The sequence below is a fragment of the Abiotrophia sp. genome, assembly GCF_057275535.1.
This window is the reverse complement of sequence record NZ_DBHIRJ010000004.1, coordinates 169259-187522: the sequence shown is the minus strand read 5'-3', so window position 1 is coordinate 187522 and position 18264 is coordinate 169259. Positions and strand designations below refer to the sequence as shown.

General features: G+C 52.3%; 20 protein-coding genes. 4 read left to right on the top strand and 16 right to left on the bottom strand.

Features of this window, described 5'->3' with window-relative positions; translation table 11 throughout:
* The first annotated feature begins 5 nt into the window (after positions 1-5).
* A complete protein-coding gene (locus ACO53F_RS04625) occupies positions 6-1679 on the top strand; it encodes a formate--tetrahydrofolate ligase (RefSeq protein WP_485137489.1) in 1674 nt (557 codons plus the stop codon).
* A 49-nt stretch (positions 1680-1728) separates the two neighbouring features.
* On the opposite strand, the gene ACO53F_RS04620 is transcribed toward ACO53F_RS04625, so the two are convergent.
* The 5 genes from ACO53F_RS04620 to ACO53F_RS04600 all read right to left on the bottom strand — a co-directional run bounded on the left by ACO53F_RS04620 (position 1729) and on the right by ACO53F_RS04600 (position 4911).
* Positions 1729-2550, bottom strand: a complete 822-nt coding sequence (locus ACO53F_RS04620; RefSeq protein ID WP_485137488.1) for an HAD family hydrolase — start codon at positions 2548-2550, stop codon at positions 1729-1731.
* A 37-nt stretch (positions 2551-2587) separates the two neighbouring features.
* The gene (locus tag ACO53F_RS04615) at positions 2588-3076 is read right to left on the bottom strand and encodes a hypothetical protein (protein ID WP_485137487.1); all 489 of its coding nucleotides are present in this window, start codon (positions 3074-3076) and stop codon (positions 2588-2590) included.
* 129 nt (positions 3077-3205) lie between these two features.
* Positions 3206-3724 (bottom strand): phosphoribosylanthranilate isomerase, encoded by a 519-nt coding sequence (locus ACO53F_RS04610; RefSeq protein ID WP_485137515.1) that lies wholly within the window; start codon positions 3722-3724, stop codon positions 3206-3208.
* A gap of 20 nt (positions 3725-3744) precedes the next feature.
* A complete protein-coding gene (locus ACO53F_RS04605; protein WP_485137486.1) occupies positions 3745-4329 on the bottom strand; it encodes an NAD(P)H-dependent oxidoreductase in 585 nt (194 codons plus the stop codon).
* Between the two features lie 30 nt (positions 4330-4359).
* Complete coding sequence (locus tag ACO53F_RS04600; RefSeq protein WP_485137485.1) at positions 4360-4911, bottom strand: hypothetical protein; 552 nt, start codon at positions 4909-4911, stop codon at positions 4360-4362.
* Positions 4912-5048: 137 nt separating this feature from the next.
* Between ACO53F_RS04600 and ACO53F_RS04595 the strand changes: the two genes are divergently transcribed.
* Entirely contained in the window at positions 5049-5927 is an 879-nt protein-coding gene (locus ACO53F_RS04595) for a YitT family protein (protein ID WP_485137484.1), read from the top strand.
* A 63-nt stretch (positions 5928-5990) separates the two neighbouring features.
* On the opposite strand, the gene ACO53F_RS04590 is transcribed toward ACO53F_RS04595, so the two are convergent.
* The 3 genes from ACO53F_RS04590 to ACO53F_RS04580 are packed head-to-tail and all read right to left on the bottom strand — an operon-like array spanning position 5991 to position 9991.
* Positions 5991-7784 carry an ABC transporter ATP-binding protein gene (locus ACO53F_RS04590; RefSeq protein ID WP_485137483.1) on the bottom strand — a complete coding sequence of 598 codons (1794 nt, stop codon included), beginning with the start codon at positions 7782-7784 and terminating at the stop codon, positions 5991-5993.
* Positions 7774-9543, bottom strand: coding sequence for an ABC transporter ATP-binding protein (locus ACO53F_RS04585; protein WP_485137482.1), 1770 nt, complete (start codon positions 9541-9543; stop codon positions 7774-7776). The genes ACO53F_RS04590 and ACO53F_RS04585 overlap by 11 nt, the downstream gene beginning before the upstream one ends.
* The gene (locus ACO53F_RS04580) at positions 9536-9991 is read right to left on the bottom strand and encodes a MarR family winged helix-turn-helix transcriptional regulator (protein WP_485137481.1); all 456 of its coding nucleotides are present in this window, start codon (positions 9989-9991) and stop codon (positions 9536-9538) included. The genes ACO53F_RS04585 and ACO53F_RS04580 overlap by 8 nt, the downstream gene beginning before the upstream one ends.
* 190 nt (positions 9992-10181) lie before the next feature.
* Here ACO53F_RS04580 and ACO53F_RS04575 point away from each other — a divergent pair, with 190 nt between their 5' ends.
* Positions 10182-11120: an ATP-binding cassette domain-containing protein gene (locus ACO53F_RS04575; protein ID WP_485137480.1), complete on the top strand. Its 939-nt coding sequence runs from the start codon at positions 10182-10184 to the stop codon at positions 11118-11120.
* Positions 11104-11868 carry a hypothetical protein gene (locus ACO53F_RS04570; RefSeq protein ID WP_485137479.1) on the top strand — a complete coding sequence of 255 codons (765 nt, stop codon included), beginning with the start codon at positions 11104-11106 and terminating at the stop codon, positions 11866-11868. Before ACO53F_RS04575 ends, ACO53F_RS04570 begins: the two co-directional genes overlap by 17 nt.
* 54 nt (positions 11869-11922) lie before the next feature.
* On the opposite strand, the gene ACO53F_RS04565 is transcribed toward ACO53F_RS04570, so the two are convergent.
* The 8 genes from ACO53F_RS04565 to ACO53F_RS04530 form a co-directional block, all read right to left on the bottom strand.
* Positions 11923-12822: a sensor histidine kinase gene (locus ACO53F_RS04565; RefSeq protein ID WP_485137478.1), complete on the bottom strand. Its 900-nt coding sequence runs from the start codon at positions 12820-12822 to the stop codon at positions 11923-11925.
* Complete coding sequence (locus ACO53F_RS04560; RefSeq protein ID WP_485137477.1) at positions 12822-13538, bottom strand: response regulator transcription factor; 717 nt, start codon at positions 13536-13538, stop codon at positions 12822-12824. Before ACO53F_RS04560 ends, ACO53F_RS04565 begins: the two co-directional genes overlap by 1 nt.
* A 33-nt stretch (positions 13539-13571) precedes the next feature.
* Positions 13572-14885 (bottom strand): low temperature requirement protein A, encoded by a 1314-nt coding sequence (locus ACO53F_RS04555; RefSeq protein ID WP_485137476.1) that lies wholly within the window; start codon positions 14883-14885, stop codon positions 13572-13574.
* Between the two features lie 18 nt (positions 14886-14903).
* Positions 14904-15359 (bottom strand): GNAT family N-acetyltransferase, encoded by a 456-nt coding sequence (locus tag ACO53F_RS04550; protein ID WP_485137475.1) that lies wholly within the window; start codon positions 15357-15359, stop codon positions 14904-14906.
* A complete protein-coding gene (locus tag ACO53F_RS04545) occupies positions 15356-15691 on the bottom strand; it encodes a TfoX/Sxy family protein (protein WP_485137474.1) in 336 nt (111 codons plus the stop codon). The genes ACO53F_RS04550 and ACO53F_RS04545 overlap by 4 nt, the downstream gene beginning before the upstream one ends.
* Before the next feature lies 1 nt (position 15692).
* Positions 15693-16088, bottom strand: coding sequence for a hypothetical protein (locus tag ACO53F_RS04540; RefSeq protein WP_314761348.1), 396 nt, complete (start codon positions 16086-16088; stop codon positions 15693-15695).
* Between the two features lies 1 nt (position 16089).
* Positions 16090-17382, bottom strand: a complete 1293-nt coding sequence (locus tag ACO53F_RS04535; RefSeq protein ID WP_311466617.1) for a DUF2130 domain-containing protein — start codon at positions 17380-17382, stop codon at positions 16090-16092.
* A 421-nt stretch (positions 17383-17803) separates the two neighbouring features.
* Positions 17804-18199, bottom strand: coding sequence for a hypothetical protein (locus ACO53F_RS04530; protein ID WP_485137473.1), 396 nt, complete (start codon positions 18197-18199; stop codon positions 17804-17806).
* Positions 18200-18264 lie beyond the last annotated feature (65 nt).

Sequence of the window (18264 nt, the reverse complement as noted above, 5' to 3'; positions counted from 1 at the left end):
AATCCATGACCCATCTATCTGATATTGAAATTGCCAACTCTGTTACCCCTCGCCCCATCGAAGACATCGCTGCTTCAGTGGGCTTAAAACCCCAAAATCTCTTCCGCTACGGCCATCACATTGCCAAAGTGGACCTGGCTTCCCTGCCCAAAGAAGCAAGCAAGCCTGGCAAACTAGTCCTAGTGACTGCCATCACCCCTACGCCTGCCGGCGAAGGTAAGACCACGACCTCAGTAGGTCTGGCTGATGCCCTGACCCTGATTGGCAAGAAGGCTGCCATCGCCCTGCGCGAACCGTCCCTTGGCCCAGTCTTTGGGGTCAAAGGGGGCGCCGCTGGGGGTGGCTATGCCCAAGTCATCCCTATGGAAGATATCAACCTGCACTTTACCGGGGACTTCCATGCCATCGGCGCAGCCAACAACCTGCTGGCAGCCATGCTGGACAACCACATCCACCACGGCAATGCCCTAGGCATCGACAGCCGTCGCATCACCTGGAAACGGGTGGTCGACATGAACGACCGCCAGTTGCGTCATATCGTCAACGGCCTACAAGGCAAGATTAACGGTGTACCGCGCGAAGACGGCTACGACATCACGGTAGCCTCTGAAATCATGGCGGTCCTCTGCTTGGCGACCAGCCTGTCCGACCTCAAAGAGCGCCTGGCCCGCATCATCGTGGCCTATACCTTCGACGGCCGCCCCGTGACGGCCGCTGATCTCAAGGCTGAGGGCGCCATGGCCACCCTGCTCAAGAACGCCATCAACCCTAACCTGGTTCAAACCCTGGAAGGCACTCCTGCCTTTGTCCACGGCGGGCCATTCGCTAACATCGCCCACGGCTGTAACTCGGTCCTAGCCACCAAGCTAGCCCTAGGCCAAGCCGATTATGTGGTCACCGAAGCTGGCTTCGGCGCTGACCTAGGGGCAGAGAAATTCTTAGACATTAAGTGCCGCCTGGCTGACTTAGAGCCTGACGCAGTTGTGCTAGTTGCCACCATCCGGGCCCTCAAGATGCACGGCGGCGTGCCTAAGACCGACTTAGGTCCTGAAAACGTGGCGGCCGTCAAGGCTGGCTTGCCTAACTTGGACAAGCACTTGGCTACCATCCAAGAAGCCTTTGGCCTGCCAGTGGTTGTGGCCATCAACAAGTTCCCAACCGACACCGAGGCTGAACTGGAGGCCGTCTACCAAGCCTGCCAAGCCCGTGGCGTGGACGTATCCATCTCCGATGTTTGGGGCCAAGGCGGGGCCGGCGGTCGCGATTTGGCTGAGAAAGTAGTGGCTCTGACGGAGGCTCCTAAGGACTTCCGCTACATCTACGACCTGGAAGATTCCATCCAAGACAAGATCACCCAAATCGTCCAAAAGGTCTACGGTGGCGCAGGCATCAGCCTGACCCCAGCGGCCAAGCGTGAACTCAAGGAGCTGGAAGACCTGGGATTCGGTCAGCTGCCAATCTGTATGGCCAAGACCCAGTACTCCTTCTCCGACAATGCTAGCCTGATTGGGGCACCTAAGGACTTCACTGTCACCATTAAGAAACTCAAGGTCTCTGCCGGCGCAGGCTTCATCGTGGCCTTGACTGGTGACATCATGACCATGCCAGGCCTGCCTAAATCCCCTGCCGCTGAACGTATCGACATCGATGCCGACGGTAAGGTGACTGGCCTCTTCTAATCTAATCTACAACAAGCAAAGAGCCCCTGCCAGATGGCAGAGGCTCTCTTTATTTATCTTGTAAACTTGGCAAATAATGCAGCAAGGCATGTGCCACGCCGTCTTCTTCATTGGTTAGGGTCACATAGTCAGCCTGGGCCTTAATGGCCTCACTGGCATTGGCCATGACCACCGCCTGGCCTACTACCTGGAACATGGCCAGGTCATTGGTCCCATCGCCAAAGGCCATGAGTTCCTGGCGGGTCAAGCCTTCTCGCTCCTGGATATACTGGATACCCAGGGATTTCTGGGCCAGGTGCGGCGTGACTTCCAGATAAGGAATGCTGGTCTGGTAGAGACCGATTTCGGCTTCTGGATAGGCTGCTGGCAGATAGGCTTTGATCGCTTCCATGAGATCATGGTCGAAGGTTACTAGCATGAGCTTGAAAACCTTGCGCCAAGGGGACTGGAAGAAGTCCTCATAGTCCACCAGGACATAGTCCAGACCGGTCAGGTCCTGCTCGTGGGCCACACAGGCATCATAGCGGTCCACAAACCAGGTCTGGTCGTCGAAGACACTGATGCTGAGGTCGGGATAACGGCCTCTTAAGTCCAGGACCAGGGTCTTAGCTAATTCATATTCCATCCGGACCTCATGAATGACCTGGTAGCCCTCAGGGCTGGCCTGGAAAATATAGCCCCCATTGAAGCCCACATGGACATCATGCAGGCCCAGCTGGTCGATAGCTTCCCACATTTCCATAGGCGATCGGGCCGAGACCAGGGTCAGGGGCAGGCCAACTTGACGAATGACCTGGGCCGTCTCCGGGCTAATGCGGCCGTCCTCCCGCAGAATGGTTCCGTCCATATCAGAAAAAAGATGTTTAATCATGGTAGACTCCTTTGTGATTGGCCTAGGTTGGTACCTACTAATACTCCGCCTTGGCAAAGTATTCCTTGAGCTCGTCAATGGCGATTTCCAAGTCTACTTCTTCTGCCCTCTTGGGCAGGCGTAATTCTAGGACTTGCCAGTTAGCCAGGGACACAATCAGATAGCGAGTCTTCTGCAGTCGGCCCCACCAGTTGCGTTGGTGGCGTCTGGACTCAGCTGGCCGCATATTCTGGTCGGGCTCTTCCCAGTTAATATCGAAATCCATGGTCAGAATATCATTGAAATGCCAGACCTCTAGTCCATCGCCCCAGAAGATTAGGTGGTTCTGATAGACCATGCAGGTAATCTCGGGCCACTCCCGGTCAGGCTGGAAGTCATCGCTTTCCACTTGGGGATAGTTTTGGACTAGGTAGTGCCAACGTTCCTTATTGTGGCGGCGAATGAGCCAGCATTGGCGGATTAGCCAGAGCAAGCGGGCTATTAGAGGCGCAGCAAATAATATCAGTGCAACTCTAAAAATATACATAAAAAGTAGGCTTGCTAGGCAACGGGCAATGGCCCCATAGCGAGAGCGAAGGCCTAGGCCATAGATGCGATGCCTCGGAAAATGGCTATTAGGCAGGGACCTTGGTGGGGTAGCTTTTTGCGACATGGTTTACTCCTTGATTTGACAATCTAATGCTAAGCGCTCTTCTAAATAAGCGATCTTAGCGAAGTCTTTATGATTATTTTGATCATTACGATAGGAATCCTGGGAGGAAGCCCGGTAGATGGCCAGATACTGGCTCATGGTAGGTAAATAAAAGCGGACCCCCTGACAGTCTTCCAGGGGCAGGTCCTCCAAGGCCACGCCGGCAAAGTCTGGCAAAGTATCCAGAGCGCCAAACTCTACTGAGCCGGCAGGCCCTTGGAATTCATGCTCGTGTCGGTCTACCAAGACATAGCCTAGATCCTCCATCAGGCCTTCAAGCAGCTCAAAGTCATAAATACGTAAGTGGTCAGGCGCCTCCCACCCCCGCGGGTCACCCGGCACATGGATGTCCAGGTCGCGCGCCTGCCAGGATCGGCCCGTCCGGACTTCCAGACCGACTGAGCCCATTAAGAGTGGCACAAGGCCCCGCTCATTAAGGGCTCTAGCAATGCTTAAAAAGGCTTCAAATAAGGGACTTGTCATCAACTAACTTGGCTCCCTTCTTAGAGGCTGGCCGCTTGGGCTTGAATTCTATCTAGGAAGGCCGCAATTTTCTCAGGCTTTCTGCCACGCACATAGGCTAATTGGCTTTGTTGAACTGGCTTAATGCCCACCATGCGCAGAATATGGCGAGCTAAAACGCGACCATAATCCTGCATGAAGAGGCGGGCGAAGAAGCCTACTGTATCGTGAGTGGTAATGACCCATCCCGTTCGCCCCTTAAGCAGGGCTTGAGGGATTGGATTATCACTATAATCGTAGGCAAAGCCCTTAACCAAAACGCGATCAACAAAGCCCTTGAGTATAGCAGGCATGCCGCCCCACCAAATAGGATAGATGAAGATTAGATGGTCAGCCCAAGTCACCAAGTCGCGATAAGGAGCCATTTGAGGGTCCTTGTCTAAATCGCGACGTTTATGGTCTTGGTCAAAGACTAGGCAGGGATCAAAGCCCTTTTCCTTATGCTCCTGGTAGAGATCCAGGGTCTTGACCTCATGGCGGCCATCCAGCCCAGCCTGCACTCGGGCTAGAATCTGAGCATTGAGACCTTGATGGTTTGGGTAGGCATAAACAATTAAGACTTTCATAGTGATTACCTCCTTATAATCTATGCGGTATTAGTCGGCTTGCTCCTCCTCAGCTAAGAGGCGTTGGAAGCCATACTCGTAGAGGTAGCTAGCCAGACGGGTCAGGGCGACAGGACGCTGGGCAATTTCGGCCTGAACCCGGACCATGGCATCCACTGAGACCTGTAATCTCAACATGGCCTGACGATAGCGCCAGTGGTTGTAGACATTCATCGCGACTAGGAAGACTAAGCAGAGCGAGGTCAAGTTCCAGACAAACTGGTCTGGCCTTAGGGCCAAAAGCCCCGTCAGCATGGTCCTCAAGAAAGGCCAAGCCTGGTCCAAATGACCATTCAAGAATGTTACCACTAGGACCAAGAGCACGAAGCCCAAGACAAAGAGCAGACCATCTTGTAAGGTATCAAGCAGAGCCAGCAGGGACTGGACGATTTTCTTAGCGGTCAGACCACTTAGGTCCTGTTTAATCAGCTCCTGGTAGCGATCGTAGTCGCGCTCAGTCAGGTCAGCCTCTTCCCGCTCCAGCTGAAGGACCAGCTTGTCCCTGTCCTCTGGACTCAGTTTCCTAACATTGCTTGGCTCCATCTTAACACCTCCTTGATAGCTCTATTATAGCACAAAGGCAATTGACCCCCAAGTCCTCCCCCTTATCCTTGATTTATGAGCCCAGAATCATTAAAATGATAGATGAATAGTATACTGTAAAGGATTTGACTGCGATTATGCAACTGCTTGAAGGCGTCTATGCCCCCCACCAACACAAACGACTCAAAGACATCCTCTTCCTGGTCATCGGCATCCTACTTTTTAGTGTCTATGCCGGCCTGCTAGTTCCTTATAACGGGATCGGGGCCAGTGGCACTATCGGGATTGGGCTGATTATGCAGAAGTATTTCGGCATTCCCATCGGGACCACCCAATTAGCCCTCAACGTCCCCCTCTTCTACATTGCCTACAAGTATATCGGCAAGCAATTTCTCCTACTAACCGGGGCCACTATCTTCGCCTCCTCCTTCCTCATTAACAACCTGCCTAATATGGTAGCTCCAGTTGAATTGCATGATTCCCTAGTGGCCGCCATCTTCTGTGGTATTATCTCGGGGATTGCCATGAGCTTTCTGCTGATTGCGGGGGCTTCAACAGGTGGGACCGACATTACCGGTAAATTCCTGGCCAAGCGCTTCAAATGGAGCATCCCGACGGTCTTCCTCATGCAGGACATCCTGGTTTACAGCTTGATTTGGCTGACCTTCGACATTCAACACGTCATGTATGCCCTGATTATGAGCTTCGTCCGTAACCAGACGATGAAGACCATCCAACGCTTCTTCTCGGCCTATATCCAATGTTCCATTATCTGTCTCAATCCGCAAGAAGTCGTGTCCGCCATCAACTCCCGTCTGGGCCGGGGCTCGACCATTATTGAAGTGGAAGGTGGCTATTCCCACCAGAAACAATACATGATCATCCTCATTATTCAGCAAAATGAGCTGCATACCCTCAAGAAAATTATCGCCCAAACCAGTCCCAAGTCCTTCATCACCATTACCAACATCAGCAATATCTTGGGCAACTTCAAGGAACACTCCTACGAATTATAAGACAGCAAAAGGCTGGCACCCAGAGCGGGATGCCAGCCTTTTTTTGTCTACTTAATTTTAGCCTTAAGCCAAGAGTTCTTCGAAGTCCATGCCACTAGAATTCTTATCGAACTGGCTGTTATAGAGGTCAGCATAGAAGCCGCCTTGAGCCATGAGCTCCTGGTGGTTACCTTGTTCGATAATACGACCTTCCTGCATGACCAGGATATAGTCGGCATTCTTAATAGTCGACAGACGGTGGGCGATGACGAAGGAAGTCCGCCCCTCCATGAGGGTATCCATGGCCTGTTGAATCAGTTCCTCGGTCCGGGTATCCACCGAAGAAGTGGCCTCGTCCAGGATTAGCAGTGGCGCGTCCTTAAGCAAGGCGCGGGCAATGGTCATGAGCTGCTTTTGCCCAACCGACAAGGTGACCGTGTCATCCAGGACCGTGTCGTAAGCCTTAGGCAGGGTCATAATATAGTGGTGGACGCCGGCCGCCTTGGCTGCCTCGACCACCTGGTCGTCACTAATACCAGTCTGGTTGAAGATCAAGTTTTCCTTGATGGTCCCTTCAAAGAGCCAGGTGTCCTGTAGGACCATGGCGAAGGCATCGTGGACTTCTGACCGCTTCATTTGGGCCAGATCCACGCCATCAATGGCGATGGTCCCCTGGTTGATTTCATAGAACTTCATAAGCAGGTTAACAATGGTGGTCTTACCTGCCCCGGTCGGCCCTACAATGGCAATCTTCTTACCAGGACGGGCTTGGGCCGTAAAGTCATTGATGATGGTTTGATCAGGTGAATAACCGAAGGAAACCTGGTCGAAGGTGACCTGCCCCTTAATGTCGGTCAAGGCCTGTGGCAGTTGGTGGTCATCCGCCATTTCTTCTTCATTAAGGAATTCGGAGACCCGACTCATGGCTGCCCCCGCTTGTTGCAGGGAGGTCATGCCTTGGGCCAGTTGAGAAATGGGTTGACCGAAGATCCGCACATAGACCATAAAGGCCACGATAGTCCCCATGGTCACGCCACTGCCCTCCTGCAGGGCCAAGATAGCCCCAACGATAATAACCAGGACGTAGGCGAAGTTCCCAATGAAAATCATAAGCGGCATCATAATGCCCGAGATAAATTGAGACTTCCAGATGCTGTCATGGAGGTCGCCATTGAGCTTGGCGAACTGTTCTAGAGACTCAGGCACAGCATTGTAGCTAGTGACCACATTGTGACCCGAATAAGTTTCCTCTACGAAGCCATTGACGGCCGCCAAGTTGACTTGTTGGACCTTGAAGAAGGCCTGGGCCCGCATACCGATAAACATAATCAGGATAAAGCCCACGAAGACGGAAACCACCGTCACCAGCGATAGGATGACATTGGCGGTGAACATCATAATCAGAACCGCGATAATCATGATGACCGAAGAAATCACATTGGCCAGACTCTGGTTAAGGGATTGACCGACGGTATCCACATCGTTGGTCACCCGTGACAGGGTATCCCCTTGGGAGTGACTATCGAAGTAGGCCAAGGGTAGACGGTTAATCTTAGTCGCGATGGCCCGACGCAGACGCTGGGACAGACGCTGAATCATGGTGGTGATAATGAAGCCTTGTAGGTAGTTAATGACCGCCCCAAAGGCGTAGAGCCCAGCTAGCAAGAAGCCCACAGCTGAAATGGCCTTGAGGTCCATATTGCCTGACATGCCTTGGCCAATCAGGTTGGTCATTTCTTCCAACTTACGTGGCCCATAGACCGTAATCATACTGAAAATGGTCGCCCCAATCAGAGCCAAGACCAAGGGCAGTTGAAAGCCTTGAATATAAGGTTTGATTCCCTTAAAGAGGGATGGTTTGGATGTCTTATTGGCCATCTTCTAATTCCTCCTTGGATAATTGAGAGTAAGCAATTTCACGATAGACTGCATTGTCTTTGAGCAATTCCTTGTGGGTCCCTTGGCCGACTACTCGACCTTGGTCTAGGACCAGAATCAAGTCAGCCTCCATAATGGTGGAGATCCGTTGAGCCACAATCAACTTAGTCATGTGGGCCGTCTCCTTAGTCAAGGCCTCACGCAAGATGCGGTCGGTCTTATAATCTAGGGCAGAGAAGGAATCGTCGAAGATTAAGATTTCTGGCTTACGCGCCAGAGCCCGGGCAATGGCCAGACGTTGACGTTGACCACCAGAGAAGTTGGTCCCGCCCTGAGCCACATGCTCGGCTAGGCCGCCTTCCTTGGCCTCCACAAAGTCCTTAGCTTGGGCTAATTCTAGCGCCTGCCACATCTTGTCTTCCGTCAGTGGGCTTTCTAAGCTTTCCCCCATATCCAGGTTGGACTGGATGTCGCCTGAGAAGAGGACGGCCTTTTGAGGAATATAACCTACCCGCTTGCGCAGTTCAGTCAAGTCGTAGTCGGCCACGTTGACGCCATCGACCAGAATCTGGCCTTCTGACACATCATAGAAGCGTGGAATCAAGTTAACTAGGGTGGATTTGCCTGAACCGGTTGAGCCGATAAAGGCTACGGTTTGACCAGCTTGGGCCTGGAAGGACACGTCTTGGATGACCGGCTCAGCTTCTTGAGCATAGCGGAAGGTCACATTTTGGAAGGTGACTTGGCCCTTGAGACTTGGGTCTGGAGACTGGCCCTGGGCTGGTGAATGAATGCTTGGTTCTAGTTCTAAGACTTCATTAATCCGACCCGCTGCAACCAAGCTACGGGGTAGGATGAAGAAGATAATCCCCATCAAGAGGAAGCCGATGACAATCTGCATGGCGTAGGACATGAAGACAATCATTTCGCTAAAGAGGCCAACTTTATCAAATAAGTTAGCAGAGGCAATGAGATAGGCCCCGATCCAATAGATGGCCAGGGTCAAACCAGAGGAAATCCCCGACATGATAGGATTGAAGATGGCCATGAGGTTGTTAACGAAGAGGTTGAGACGGGTCACTTCATTGTTGGTGGCCTCGAACTTGGCGTCTTGGTAGTCCTCGGCATTGTAGGCCCGAATAACTCGAATCCCCATCAGACTCTCGCGGGTAACGGCATTGAGCTTATCAGTTAATTTCTGGATGACCGCTTGCTTAGGAAAGGCCAAGGTCATGAGGACCACCGTCATGAGGATGATGATTAAGACCGCTGCCCCCACTGCCCAAAGCCAAGCCTCGGACTTGCCCACAATCTTGGTCATGGCCCAAATAGCCATAATGGGACCGCGAACGATGACCTGGAGGCCCATGGTAATCAGCAGCTGAATCTGGCTAATGTCATTAGTGGTCCGGGTCAAGAGAGAGGGAATACTGAAACGTTTGATTTCAGCATCTGAATAGCTAAGGACTTGGCTATAGATGTCCGACCGCAAACGGGTGGTATAGCTAGCGGCCAGACGAGCGGCTAGGAAGCCCACCATGACTAGGCTTGCGAAACTAGCCAGGGATAGGGCCAACATGAGGGCGCCTGGACCCATTAACTGATCTAGGCCCACGCCTGGCGTTTGTAAGAGAGTGGCCACTTCCTTCATATAACTTGGGACTTCTAAGTCCAAGTAGACGGCTAGGAAGATGAAGGCCACGGTAAGACCCACCATCCCCCATTCACGGGCGCTGAGTCGCTTAATTAATTTAAACATGGTCTACTCCTTTGTATTGAATATGTTCCAGATTTTGCGTCAAGTGGCGGAGCACCTGGTGGAAGACTGCTAGATCTTGCTCACTGAGTCCTTCCAGCAATTGGTCGTGGATGGTCTTTAAGAAATGATCGACCTGGGCTTGCTTGACCAGGCCTTGCCCGGTCAGGGTCACATACTTGCGCCGCTTATCGTGGGGATCAGGCTTAATATCAATCAGCTGATTCTTCTCCATACGCTTGAAGAGTTGGCTAGCCACCGGCTTGGAGATTTTCATTTTCTCTGCTACTTCCATCATGGTAACCGGCCTCTCTTGGTGGTGGAAGAGATAGGTCACTACCCGTCCCTGGGGACCGGCTAACCAATCCATACCGGCTTCCTTGGCTAGATTCTGGGCTTGATTTTTAAGGCGATGGCTGAAGACCACCGTGTCATGGATACAACCTTCCATTGGCATCCCTCCTTGAATAGTTATCATGCTAACTATTTTAGCATAGCCCCAAGCCCTTGGCAAGTTCCAGCCCCCTCGACAAAACTTTAGAAATACTTTAGAATTGCTTGAGAGATATTTGATTTTTAGGTCCTATACTAAGAATTATCAAGGAGCCAAGCTCCTAATTAGCAGAAAGGACGTGTTCAACATGACCCCCATCCTGACTACCCAATCCCTGACTAAAAACTATGCCTCAGGGCCGGCTCTGACCCAGGTCAGCCTCAGCCTAGAAGAAGGCGACATCTACGGCTTAATCGGCCAAAACGGGGCCGGTAAGACGACCCTACTCAAGCTTATTACCAGACTCATTCACCCTAGCTCCGGGAGCGTCTCCCTCTTCGGCTCTAGCAGCGACCGGGAGTGGAGCCAGGCCCTGACTCGGGTGGGTGCCGTCATTGAGTCGCCAGCCGCCTTCCCTAATCTGTCGGCCTACGAGAACCTACGCTACCAAGCCACCCTCCTCTGCCTGCCCCAAGCCGAGCAAGTCATCCAGGAGACCCTGGAATTGATTGACCTCCAGAATGCCGGTCGAAAACCCTTCAAGGACTTCTCTCTAGGGATGAAGCAACGCCTGGCTATCGGTCTGGCGATCTTGGCCAAGCCCGACCTACTCATTTTGGATGAACCGGTCAACGGCCTAGACCCGATCGGCATTAGCGACTTGCGCGCCCTTCTCCTCCGACTCAACCGCGAGCTGGGCATGACCATGATTATTTCCAGCCACATCCTAAGCGAGCTCCAGCAAGTGGCCAACCGCTTTGGCTTTATCAAAAACGGTCGTCTGATTAAGGAAATCTCCAAGGCCGAATTCGATAGCCTGTCTGAAGACTATATTGTCCTCAAGACCCATGCGGTGGAAGCGGCCAGCCGCCTGCTAGAAAGCCAGTTCAGCTATCCCTTCAAGGTGGTGGCCGAAACAGGTGAGATCCATGTCTTCGCGCCTGCCAACCAGTTGTCGGCCGTCAATACCGCCCTGGTCCAAGGCCAAGTGGCCCTGGATGAGATTTATTATGCTAAGCAGAACCTAGAAAACTACTTCACCCAATTGATTCACGAGGAGGATGCTCACCATGTTAGCCATTCTTAAAGCCGATTTCCGTCGCCTGATTCATTCAAAGGGTTTCTGGACCATGGAAATCCTGCTCTTGGCCTTCAACTTCCTCATTGTCCTCCTAGCTCATCCTACCGTCCTCAAGTTTATCTCGGGCCTCCAAGGAGTCTCCGGTGCCGAGGGCCTGGAGCAGCTGAGATTGGACGGCTTGACCGCCGTCAGCCAGGCCATTGAAAGCGGAGCTGGTATTCAGATCTTTATGCTCTTTTTGACCCTCTACTTGGTGGGACCTGAACTCAATCACCAACTCTATAAGAATTCTCTGTCCGCTGGTGTTTCCCGTTTCAGCTACTACTTCAATAAATGGCTGATGATTTTCCTCTTAACCGGCTTCAACCTCTTCCTCTACACCAGCACTCGCTATTTATATGCCAGTCTCTTCCTGGATATGTCGGGCCTAAGTCCCCAAGTGCTTGGGCAAGGAATCCAAGTCCTCCTGCTTCAGTGGCTCTTCATTCAATTCTGGGTGGCCGTCATTCTGACCCTCCTCCACTTGACCCACTCCATCCCCATCAGCCTGGTCTTTTTCTTCCTATTCGGACCTTCCGCCAATTATCTGGCCATGCTCTTGCCAAAAATCACCTGGCTGCGCTACGTCGATGTGCAAGCCGACTTCGCCCTCCTATCAGACCCCAACCTAGCCCTGGCCGTGGGCCTATCACTAATCCTAAGTACCATCTTCGGCTGCCTAGGTTACCAGATTTTCAAAAGACGTGACTTATAAAGCCACAAAAATAAGCCAGTCCATCAGTTTGAATACTGACGGGCTGGCTTTTTGCTATCTCAATGGTAGGCTGACGCAGACGGAGAAATCCAAGTCCTGACTGCTTAGGGTCAGCTGGCCACCTAGTAATTGGACCACTTGCTGACTAATATAGAGCCCCAGGCCTGAAGAAGACTCGACTTCTGACAGGTTTTCTGAATAGAAGCGTTTGGTCAAGTAGCGGACCTGTTGGATGGGCTGGGCCATTTGGTTATCAAGGCGAATTTGCAGCTGGTCCGCTTGCGTGCTCAGGCTAATTCGCCCCTGGCCCTGGCCATGTTTAAGTAAGTTGCCTAGCAAGTTCTGCAAGACCCTGACCAGGAGTTCTGGGTCGGTCTCTAGCCAGATAGGCCCTGGTGCCAGGTCCAAATTGACCCTAAGTCCTGCTCTTTGGAAGGCTTCATAATAGGTCAAGGCCGTCTCCAACAAGAGCTGATGGACATCCACGCGCGCAAAGCTTGGCTTGACCTCGTGCTCCAAGACCCGGCGATAGTCCAAGAGGGCCTCTAGCCGGCCCGAGACCTGCTTGAGTTGTTGGTGGACCTTTTCCAAGGCCTGGACATCGGGTAGCTCTTGGGCTTTGACCTGCTTAAGGGCTTGCTGGGTATAACCCGAAGCAATGGTGAGCGGGGTCCGGATATCGTGGGCAATATTGCTGATGGCCTGGTCCAAATCCCGCCGCTCCTGTTGGCTGGTGATTCGCTCGGCTTCCTGGTCCTTGAAGACTTCTTGGATAGCCTGGCTCAGGCCCACTAAGGTTCGACTCTGCTGACTGAGACGCAGGCGCCCTTGGGATTTGGTCTGGCGCTTGGTCTCAATTTGCCGGGTCAGCTGGCGGACAGTGTAGCTTTGATGAAATAAATAGAGGCTGGTCCCCAGGAGACAGAGGCCTAGGCCCAAGGTAATTCCCAACATTAGGTCGCCTCCCCTCCTGGCCGGACTCCTTGAGCCAGGCGAACCCCCAGGCCCCAGACCGTTTCAATATAATCCTGGCTATCATCCAGCTGGCTGATTTTCTTGCGCAGGTTGGACAGGTGGGTGTTAAGGGTATTGTCGCCCGGAATGAAGGCATCCTGCCAGACCAATTCATAGAGCAGCTCCTTGGTGAAAATCCGCTGGGGCTCGCCTAGCAAGGTGGTTAGAATGCCAAATTCCTTTTTAGACAGACGGACCGCTTGGCCCTCCCGACTGATCTCAAAGCTATCGGCCTGGAGTTGCAGCTGGCCTAGGCTGGTAATCGCCTGGCTTGGCTGACTGCTAGCGCCCGCCTCATGGCCGGCTGTCCGCAACTGGACGGCCACCCGGGCATAGAGCTCCTCGAAGTCGAAGGGCTTGACCATGTAGTCATTGGCTCCGGCTAGCAACATCTGACTAATCAGCTTCTTGTCCCCCAAGGCCGTCAGCATAATGACCGGCACCTGGCTAAAGGCCCGGATGGCCTCCAGGACAGCCTGACCATTCATGCCCGGCAACATATAGTCCAGTAGGACCAAATCCACCGGCTGTGACTGGCAGTAAAGCAAGCCCTCTGTCCCGGCAAAGGCTGAGACCAGTTCATGTTCCTGGCCCAGGGACTGCTTAATCAGGGCATGGATGTCCTGGTTGTCTTCGATAATCAATATACACGCCATAGCGGCCTCCTTTCGTGCGGGTCTTGCTAAGGATTAGTCTTGGCTTGGAGCTGGACTTTCAGCTTGTGGGTCTGCTTGTTCTTGAGCTTCAGATGTTTGAGCTGCCGGCACTTCTCTTGTAGCAACTTCTGATTCAGCAGGTTCAATTTCAAGTGCTACTTCTTCAGCCACTTCTCTTACAGGCGTTTCTTCAGCCGCCTCTAGTGCTTGACCTTGGTTGCCCTCCGCTGGCGCTCCTTCTAAGACTGGCACTGGCTCTTGTTCTGGCTTCTTAAGCAAGTAAACTTGGCCGGCAAAAATCAAGCCAACTACCACTACTAGGCGGACTAATTCCACGTCGTCTGTGGCAGGTGAACGCAAGGATAGGATCCAGCCTACTAAGAGAGGCAGATAGATTTTCCACGTAGCAAAGCCACCCAAGAATTCAGGCTTTCTCTTAAAGCTCAGCAAGAGAATGCCCAGATAGTAAACAGCCAGGCCGGCATAGCTTAGGTCCACAATATGACTGATGCGCACATAAGGGGTCATAAAGCCACCCAAGGCAATAATGACAAGACTCAAGCCAATCATAATCACATAGTGGCTGTAAATAAAACCAGCAGCTGACTGGTCGGCCCCTTGCGGCACTCGGTCGATTTGAACCTTATAGTGGAGAATGAGGCAGCTAATGAGGATAAGACCTAGTAAGGTGGTCGTTTCCAGAGATAGGAAGGTACCCAAGCTGAGGACAACCAAGCCGGCTGAGTACATCATAGTCATGAGCGAAGTGCGGTCCTTCAACCGGTCGAAGTCCAGGGCTGGCACTTGGCGGTCACGCAAAAAGTAAAATGGCGCTAACCAGCCAGCTAGAATTGCTACTACCAAAGCAGCGACGCCCCATTCATAAGGCAACTTGGTGCCCAGCAGGAGCAAGCCCCCTTGAGCCAAGAAAATCAAGGCATGGCTAGCAGCAAAGTATTTGTTCTGGTCATCCTGGGCCTTGAGCCATTGAAGGCCGTAACGTAGGGTCAGACTGAGGCTGAGGAAGGCCAGACATGCTGACAAGAGGACCCAGCTATCCTTCCAAGAAGCCGTATTGCCTTTAAAGAGGAAGAGGAAAACGGTCATATCGAAGAAATGACAGACATAGTCCAGGGGCCCTTCCTTCAGGTAACGATTGTTGTAAGCGGCTTGGCTGAACCAGACATAGAGAATGACCGACAGGGTCAGGGCAAAACGCCAGATCAGGTTGGTCTCCAGGGGATACTTGGTAATATCTGCTAACATATAGAGCAGAGTGAACAAGCCGGTAACAAAAACAAAATCATAAAAAATTTCTAAAACTGAAACGCGTTTGGTTTCTAACATGGCATTCACCTCATTTTATTAATTGGTCTTGAGATACTTGAGTCGAAGTAAACAGGGATTCCATTCATCCCAGAGATCCGGGAAGATTTCTATGGCCTCATAGCCACAGGCCTGGTAGAAGGCATTGGTGGCATCATAGGCCTCATAGTGTCCCGGGGCCACGGTCTTGACCTGCAGATAATGATAGCCCTGGCTGATAGCATAGTCTTCAGCCGCAGCCATGAGCTGTCGCCCCAGGCCCTGGCCTTGATGGGCTTTGAGGACGCCCATGCAGTGGATTTCCAGACAGACAGGCGAAGTTTCTTGAAGGGTGATAAAGCCCCAGCCCTCCCCTGCTTGAAAGCAGACCCGGTCGGTGGCCTGGTCAATGTATTCCTGGGTGGAGTCTGGCAGACCAAACCATTCAGGCAGGTCGGCTAAGACCTTAGCCACTAGTTGTGAGCGGTCTTGACCTGCTTCTACTAATTGAATCATGTCTTGTCCTCCTTTGACTTTTTCTTAGGCTTGGGGGCCGGTAATTCAGGCCACATGGCTTCAAACAAAGCCAGGACATAGCCTGATTGCTCTAGGTCCTCCACCTCAATCATGGGCTTGGCACCCGGATAAGGAATAGCCTTGGCTTCTTTGGCTAGATAGGATAGGGCGGCAGGCACCGGCTTGACTAGCAGGCGGTTATCGTAGAGACCGCCCACTAATTTTCCTTGATAGTAGAGCAGGTACTCGCCCATCATGGCTCGACTGGTGACCCGCTGGTCATGCTGGCAAAGGTCTAGGATAAAGGCTAGATAATCTGGACTGGTGGCCATCCTAGTCCCCTCCCTTCAAATAGTTCTTAAGGTAGGTCAGATTGCCATAGGCTTCTAGCTCCAAGGGCTCAGTCGTCAAGACCAGGCCTCGTCCGGCCGGGTCGCTTGGTACTTGGAAGGCCAGACCTAGACGGCCAGCTTCCTGCCCCGGTGCCCAGGCAATGTAGAGAGTCTTGAGGTAGCCGTAAGTGGCATCCTCGGACTGGAGGACGGTCTGGGCATAAGCATACCAGTCGCCGACCTTATAGAGTTGGTTGAGGATTTGGTCCAGATAGTCCTGGCTAACCTGCCGGCTGTCTGGCACCAAATGGGGCAAGAGACGTAACTCCACGCTATCTTCGGCGATAGTGGCTAGGTCTATCTTGACTGCCCCCAAACTTCTGAGTCCTTCTAACACCTTATCCCTCCTCTGTCTGATCCTTGGCTTGTTCCAAGGCCTGGAATTTAGCCTTCATGGTTGGGTTCTTGCGAGTCAGCTTCTTAACGCTGACATCGTCCAGCTTGTTATTGGCTAGACGTAGCTGGTTCTCGCTGGTTAGCAGGGCCGTCTTGACGGCCTCCATACGCTTGATGGCCTTGTCGATTTCCTCGATGGCTTTAGCGAAGTTGTTGCTGGCTGAATTGTAGTTTTTGGCGAAGGCTAGTTTGAAGGCGTTGAGGTCTTCTTCAAAATGGGTAATGTCAATATTCTGCTCCCGCATCTGGGCCAGTTCCTGCTTGTAATGGAGGGCATTCATGGCCGCATTGCGCAGGAGGGTAATCATAGGCAGGAAGAATTGCGGCCGGATGACATACATCTTGTCGTAGACATAGGAGACATCCACGATTCCGCTATTATAGAGCTCATTGTCGGCTTCCAGCAGGCTGACCAAAATGGCATACTCGCAGCCCTTCTCCCGCCGGTCCTTGTCTAACTCCTTGAAGAATTGTTCGTTCTTCTTCTTGCTGGCGGTCTCGTCGCCTTCGTTCTTCATCTCAAACATAATGGAGAGGATTTCGACACCCTGGTCATCATACTCGCGGTAGATATAGTCCCCCTTGGAACCCGTCCGGGCATCATTGTCCTTGCCGAACTGGGCCTTGGGAAACATGCCCATGCGATTGCGGTTGAATTCGTACTCGCAGTGCTGCTCCAGGCTCTCGCCAATCATCTTGGTGGACTGTTTGGCCTTGAAGTCCTTGTAAAACTCAATGGTTTCGTCCTTCTTGCGCAGCTCCAATTCGTACTTCTCTTGATCAGCCTTGCGAGACAGCTGGGCTTCCTTCTCCTGTAAGGCCAGCTGGTTGGCCACCGCATCGCGTTCCTTCTCCAACTGGGTCTTGGCCGTTTGCAGGGCTTGTTGGTGCTCCAACTGGGCCTGCTTGAGCTGGAATTCTAGGGCTTGAATGGCCTGGTCCTTGGCCGTCAACTGGCCCTGGAGGGCGGTCTCGGTTTCCTTTTGAATTAGGGCCTTCTCCGTTTCAAATTGTTGGATTTGATGTTGCAGTTGGCTTAGTTCCTGGTCCTTCTGGGCTCGCAAAGCCTGCTCCTGGTTCTGATAGCGCTGCTCGGCCAAGTCTAGGGCCTGATGGAGGCGAGCTTGCACTTCGGCGTCGAATTCGGCCGTCCGTACCTGGGCTAGCAACTCGCTATATTGGGTTTCATTAATGGTAAAGTGGGTCCCGCAATGGGGACACTGGATTTCTTTCATATAAGACGGGAACTCCTTTCATAACTTTGTCTTCTCTATTATAACAAAAAAAGCCCCCCGCTTGTAGTGGGAGCTAGGCTTGGACAAGAGGTGCTTGCTTATGATTCGTGAATTGTAAGCGCCAAACTTGGAAAGGGCTTGGTGTCATAACTTTTAAAGTTTAGTGAGGTGGCAAGCTCTGGCCTTGCTTAGCCAATCTTGGCTAGAGAGCGGGACCGGCTTCAGCCAGCCTGCGGCTGTCTTCCGCCTTGCTGGTCTATGGTGGCCTAAGTCGCTCCGCGCCAAGGCCACTCATAGGCCCAGCATTCTAGGCGCTCCTAGCCAAGATTGGGCGCAAGGCCGCCGTTGACAATCAAGCGAGGACATAAAAATGGCGGTATCGCTACCGCCATTAGCAACTTGCAACTAAGCAAGTCTATTTTTAATTATTTTTAGCTTCTTCCACATAGCTTTGGAAGAGCGAAGCATAGTGGTCATATTGATCCGGGTAGCCCTTGCGCAAGTTACGCAGGAAAGCCCGTTTGACCGGCGTCGTATAGCGGAAATGGATGTAGAAGAGGGCAATAACCCCTGCACCAAGAAAACCGACAAGGGATGAGAGGGTAGACCCAAAACCGGTACCCGGCTTGCTTAAGTATAAAACCCCTGCCGCTGCAAACAGGACAGCCATTATAATAATGACCCACTTAAAGTTCTTGTCTAGGCGCGCCTGCACCTCTGCTAATTCTAGAATCACACCTTGTAACTCGCCATCTGTATAGACTCCCTCACGTAGGTTACGCGCCGCGTCACGAGAGAGCACTGTCCGTGTTGCCATAGTTGAATCCACTCCTTTAGTTTTGGATAGTCTCAATATAGCATTTTTAGGCCTTTAATTCAAGA

Coding starts and splice junctions, on each gene's coding strand:
- ACO53F_RS04625 (WP_485137489.1), top strand. CDS start 6: ATGACCCATCTATCTGATATTGAAATTGCCAACTCTGTTACCCCTCGC.
- ACO53F_RS04620 (WP_485137488.1), bottom strand. CDS start 2,550: ATGATTAAACATCTTTTTTCTGATATGGACGGAACCATTCTGCGGGAG.
- ACO53F_RS04615 (WP_485137487.1), bottom strand. CDS start 3,076: ATGTATATTTTTAGAGTTGCACTGATATTATTTGCTGCGCCTCTAATA.
- ACO53F_RS04610 (WP_485137515.1), bottom strand. CDS start 3,724: ATGACAAGTCCCTTATTTGAAGCCTTTTTAAGCATTGCTAGAGCCCTT.
- ACO53F_RS04605 (WP_485137486.1), bottom strand. CDS start 4,329: ATGAAAGTCTTAATTGTTTATGCCTACCCAAACCATCAAGGTCTCAAT.
- ACO53F_RS04600 (WP_485137485.1), bottom strand. CDS start 4,911: ATGGAGCCAAGCAATGTTAGGAAACTGAGTCCAGAGGACAGGGACAAG.
- ACO53F_RS04595 (WP_485137484.1), top strand. CDS start 5,049: ATGCAACTGCTTGAAGGCGTCTATGCCCCCCACCAACACAAACGACTC.
- ACO53F_RS04590 (WP_485137483.1), bottom strand. CDS start 7,784: ATGGCCAATAAGACATCCAAACCATCCCTCTTTAAGGGAATCAAACCT.
- ACO53F_RS04585 (WP_485137482.1), bottom strand. CDS start 9,543: ATGTTTAAATTAATTAAGCGACTCAGCGCCCGTGAATGGGGGATGGTG.
- ACO53F_RS04580 (WP_485137481.1), bottom strand. CDS start 9,991: ATGGAAGGTTGTATCCATGACACGGTGGTCTTCAGCCATCGCCTTAAA.
- ACO53F_RS04575 (WP_485137480.1), top strand. CDS start 10,182: ATGACCCCCATCCTGACTACCCAATCCCTGACTAAAAACTATGCCTCA.
- ACO53F_RS04570 (WP_485137479.1), top strand. CDS start 11,104: ATGTTAGCCATTCTTAAAGCCGATTTCCGTCGCCTGATTCATTCAAAG.
- ACO53F_RS04565 (WP_485137478.1), bottom strand. CDS start 12,822: ATGTTGGGAATTACCTTGGGCCTAGGCCTCTGTCTCCTGGGGACCAGC.
- ACO53F_RS04560 (WP_485137477.1), bottom strand. CDS start 13,538: ATGGCGTGTATATTGATTATCGAAGACAACCAGGACATCCATGCCCTG.
- ACO53F_RS04555 (WP_485137476.1), bottom strand. CDS start 14,885: ATGTTAGAAACCAAACGCGTTTCAGTTTTAGAAATTTTTTATGATTTT.
- ACO53F_RS04550 (WP_485137475.1), bottom strand. CDS start 15,359: ATGATTCAATTAGTAGAAGCAGGTCAAGACCGCTCACAACTAGTGGCT.
- ACO53F_RS04545 (WP_485137474.1), bottom strand. CDS start 15,691: ATGGCCACCAGTCCAGATTATCTAGCCTTTATCCTAGACCTTTGCCAG.
- ACO53F_RS04535 (WP_311466617.1), bottom strand. CDS start 17,382: ATGAAAGAAATCCAGTGTCCCCATTGCGGGACCCACTTTACCATTAAT.
- ACO53F_RS04530 (WP_485137473.1), bottom strand. CDS start 18,199: ATGGCAACACGGACAGTGCTCTCTCGTGACGCGGCGCGTAACCTACGT.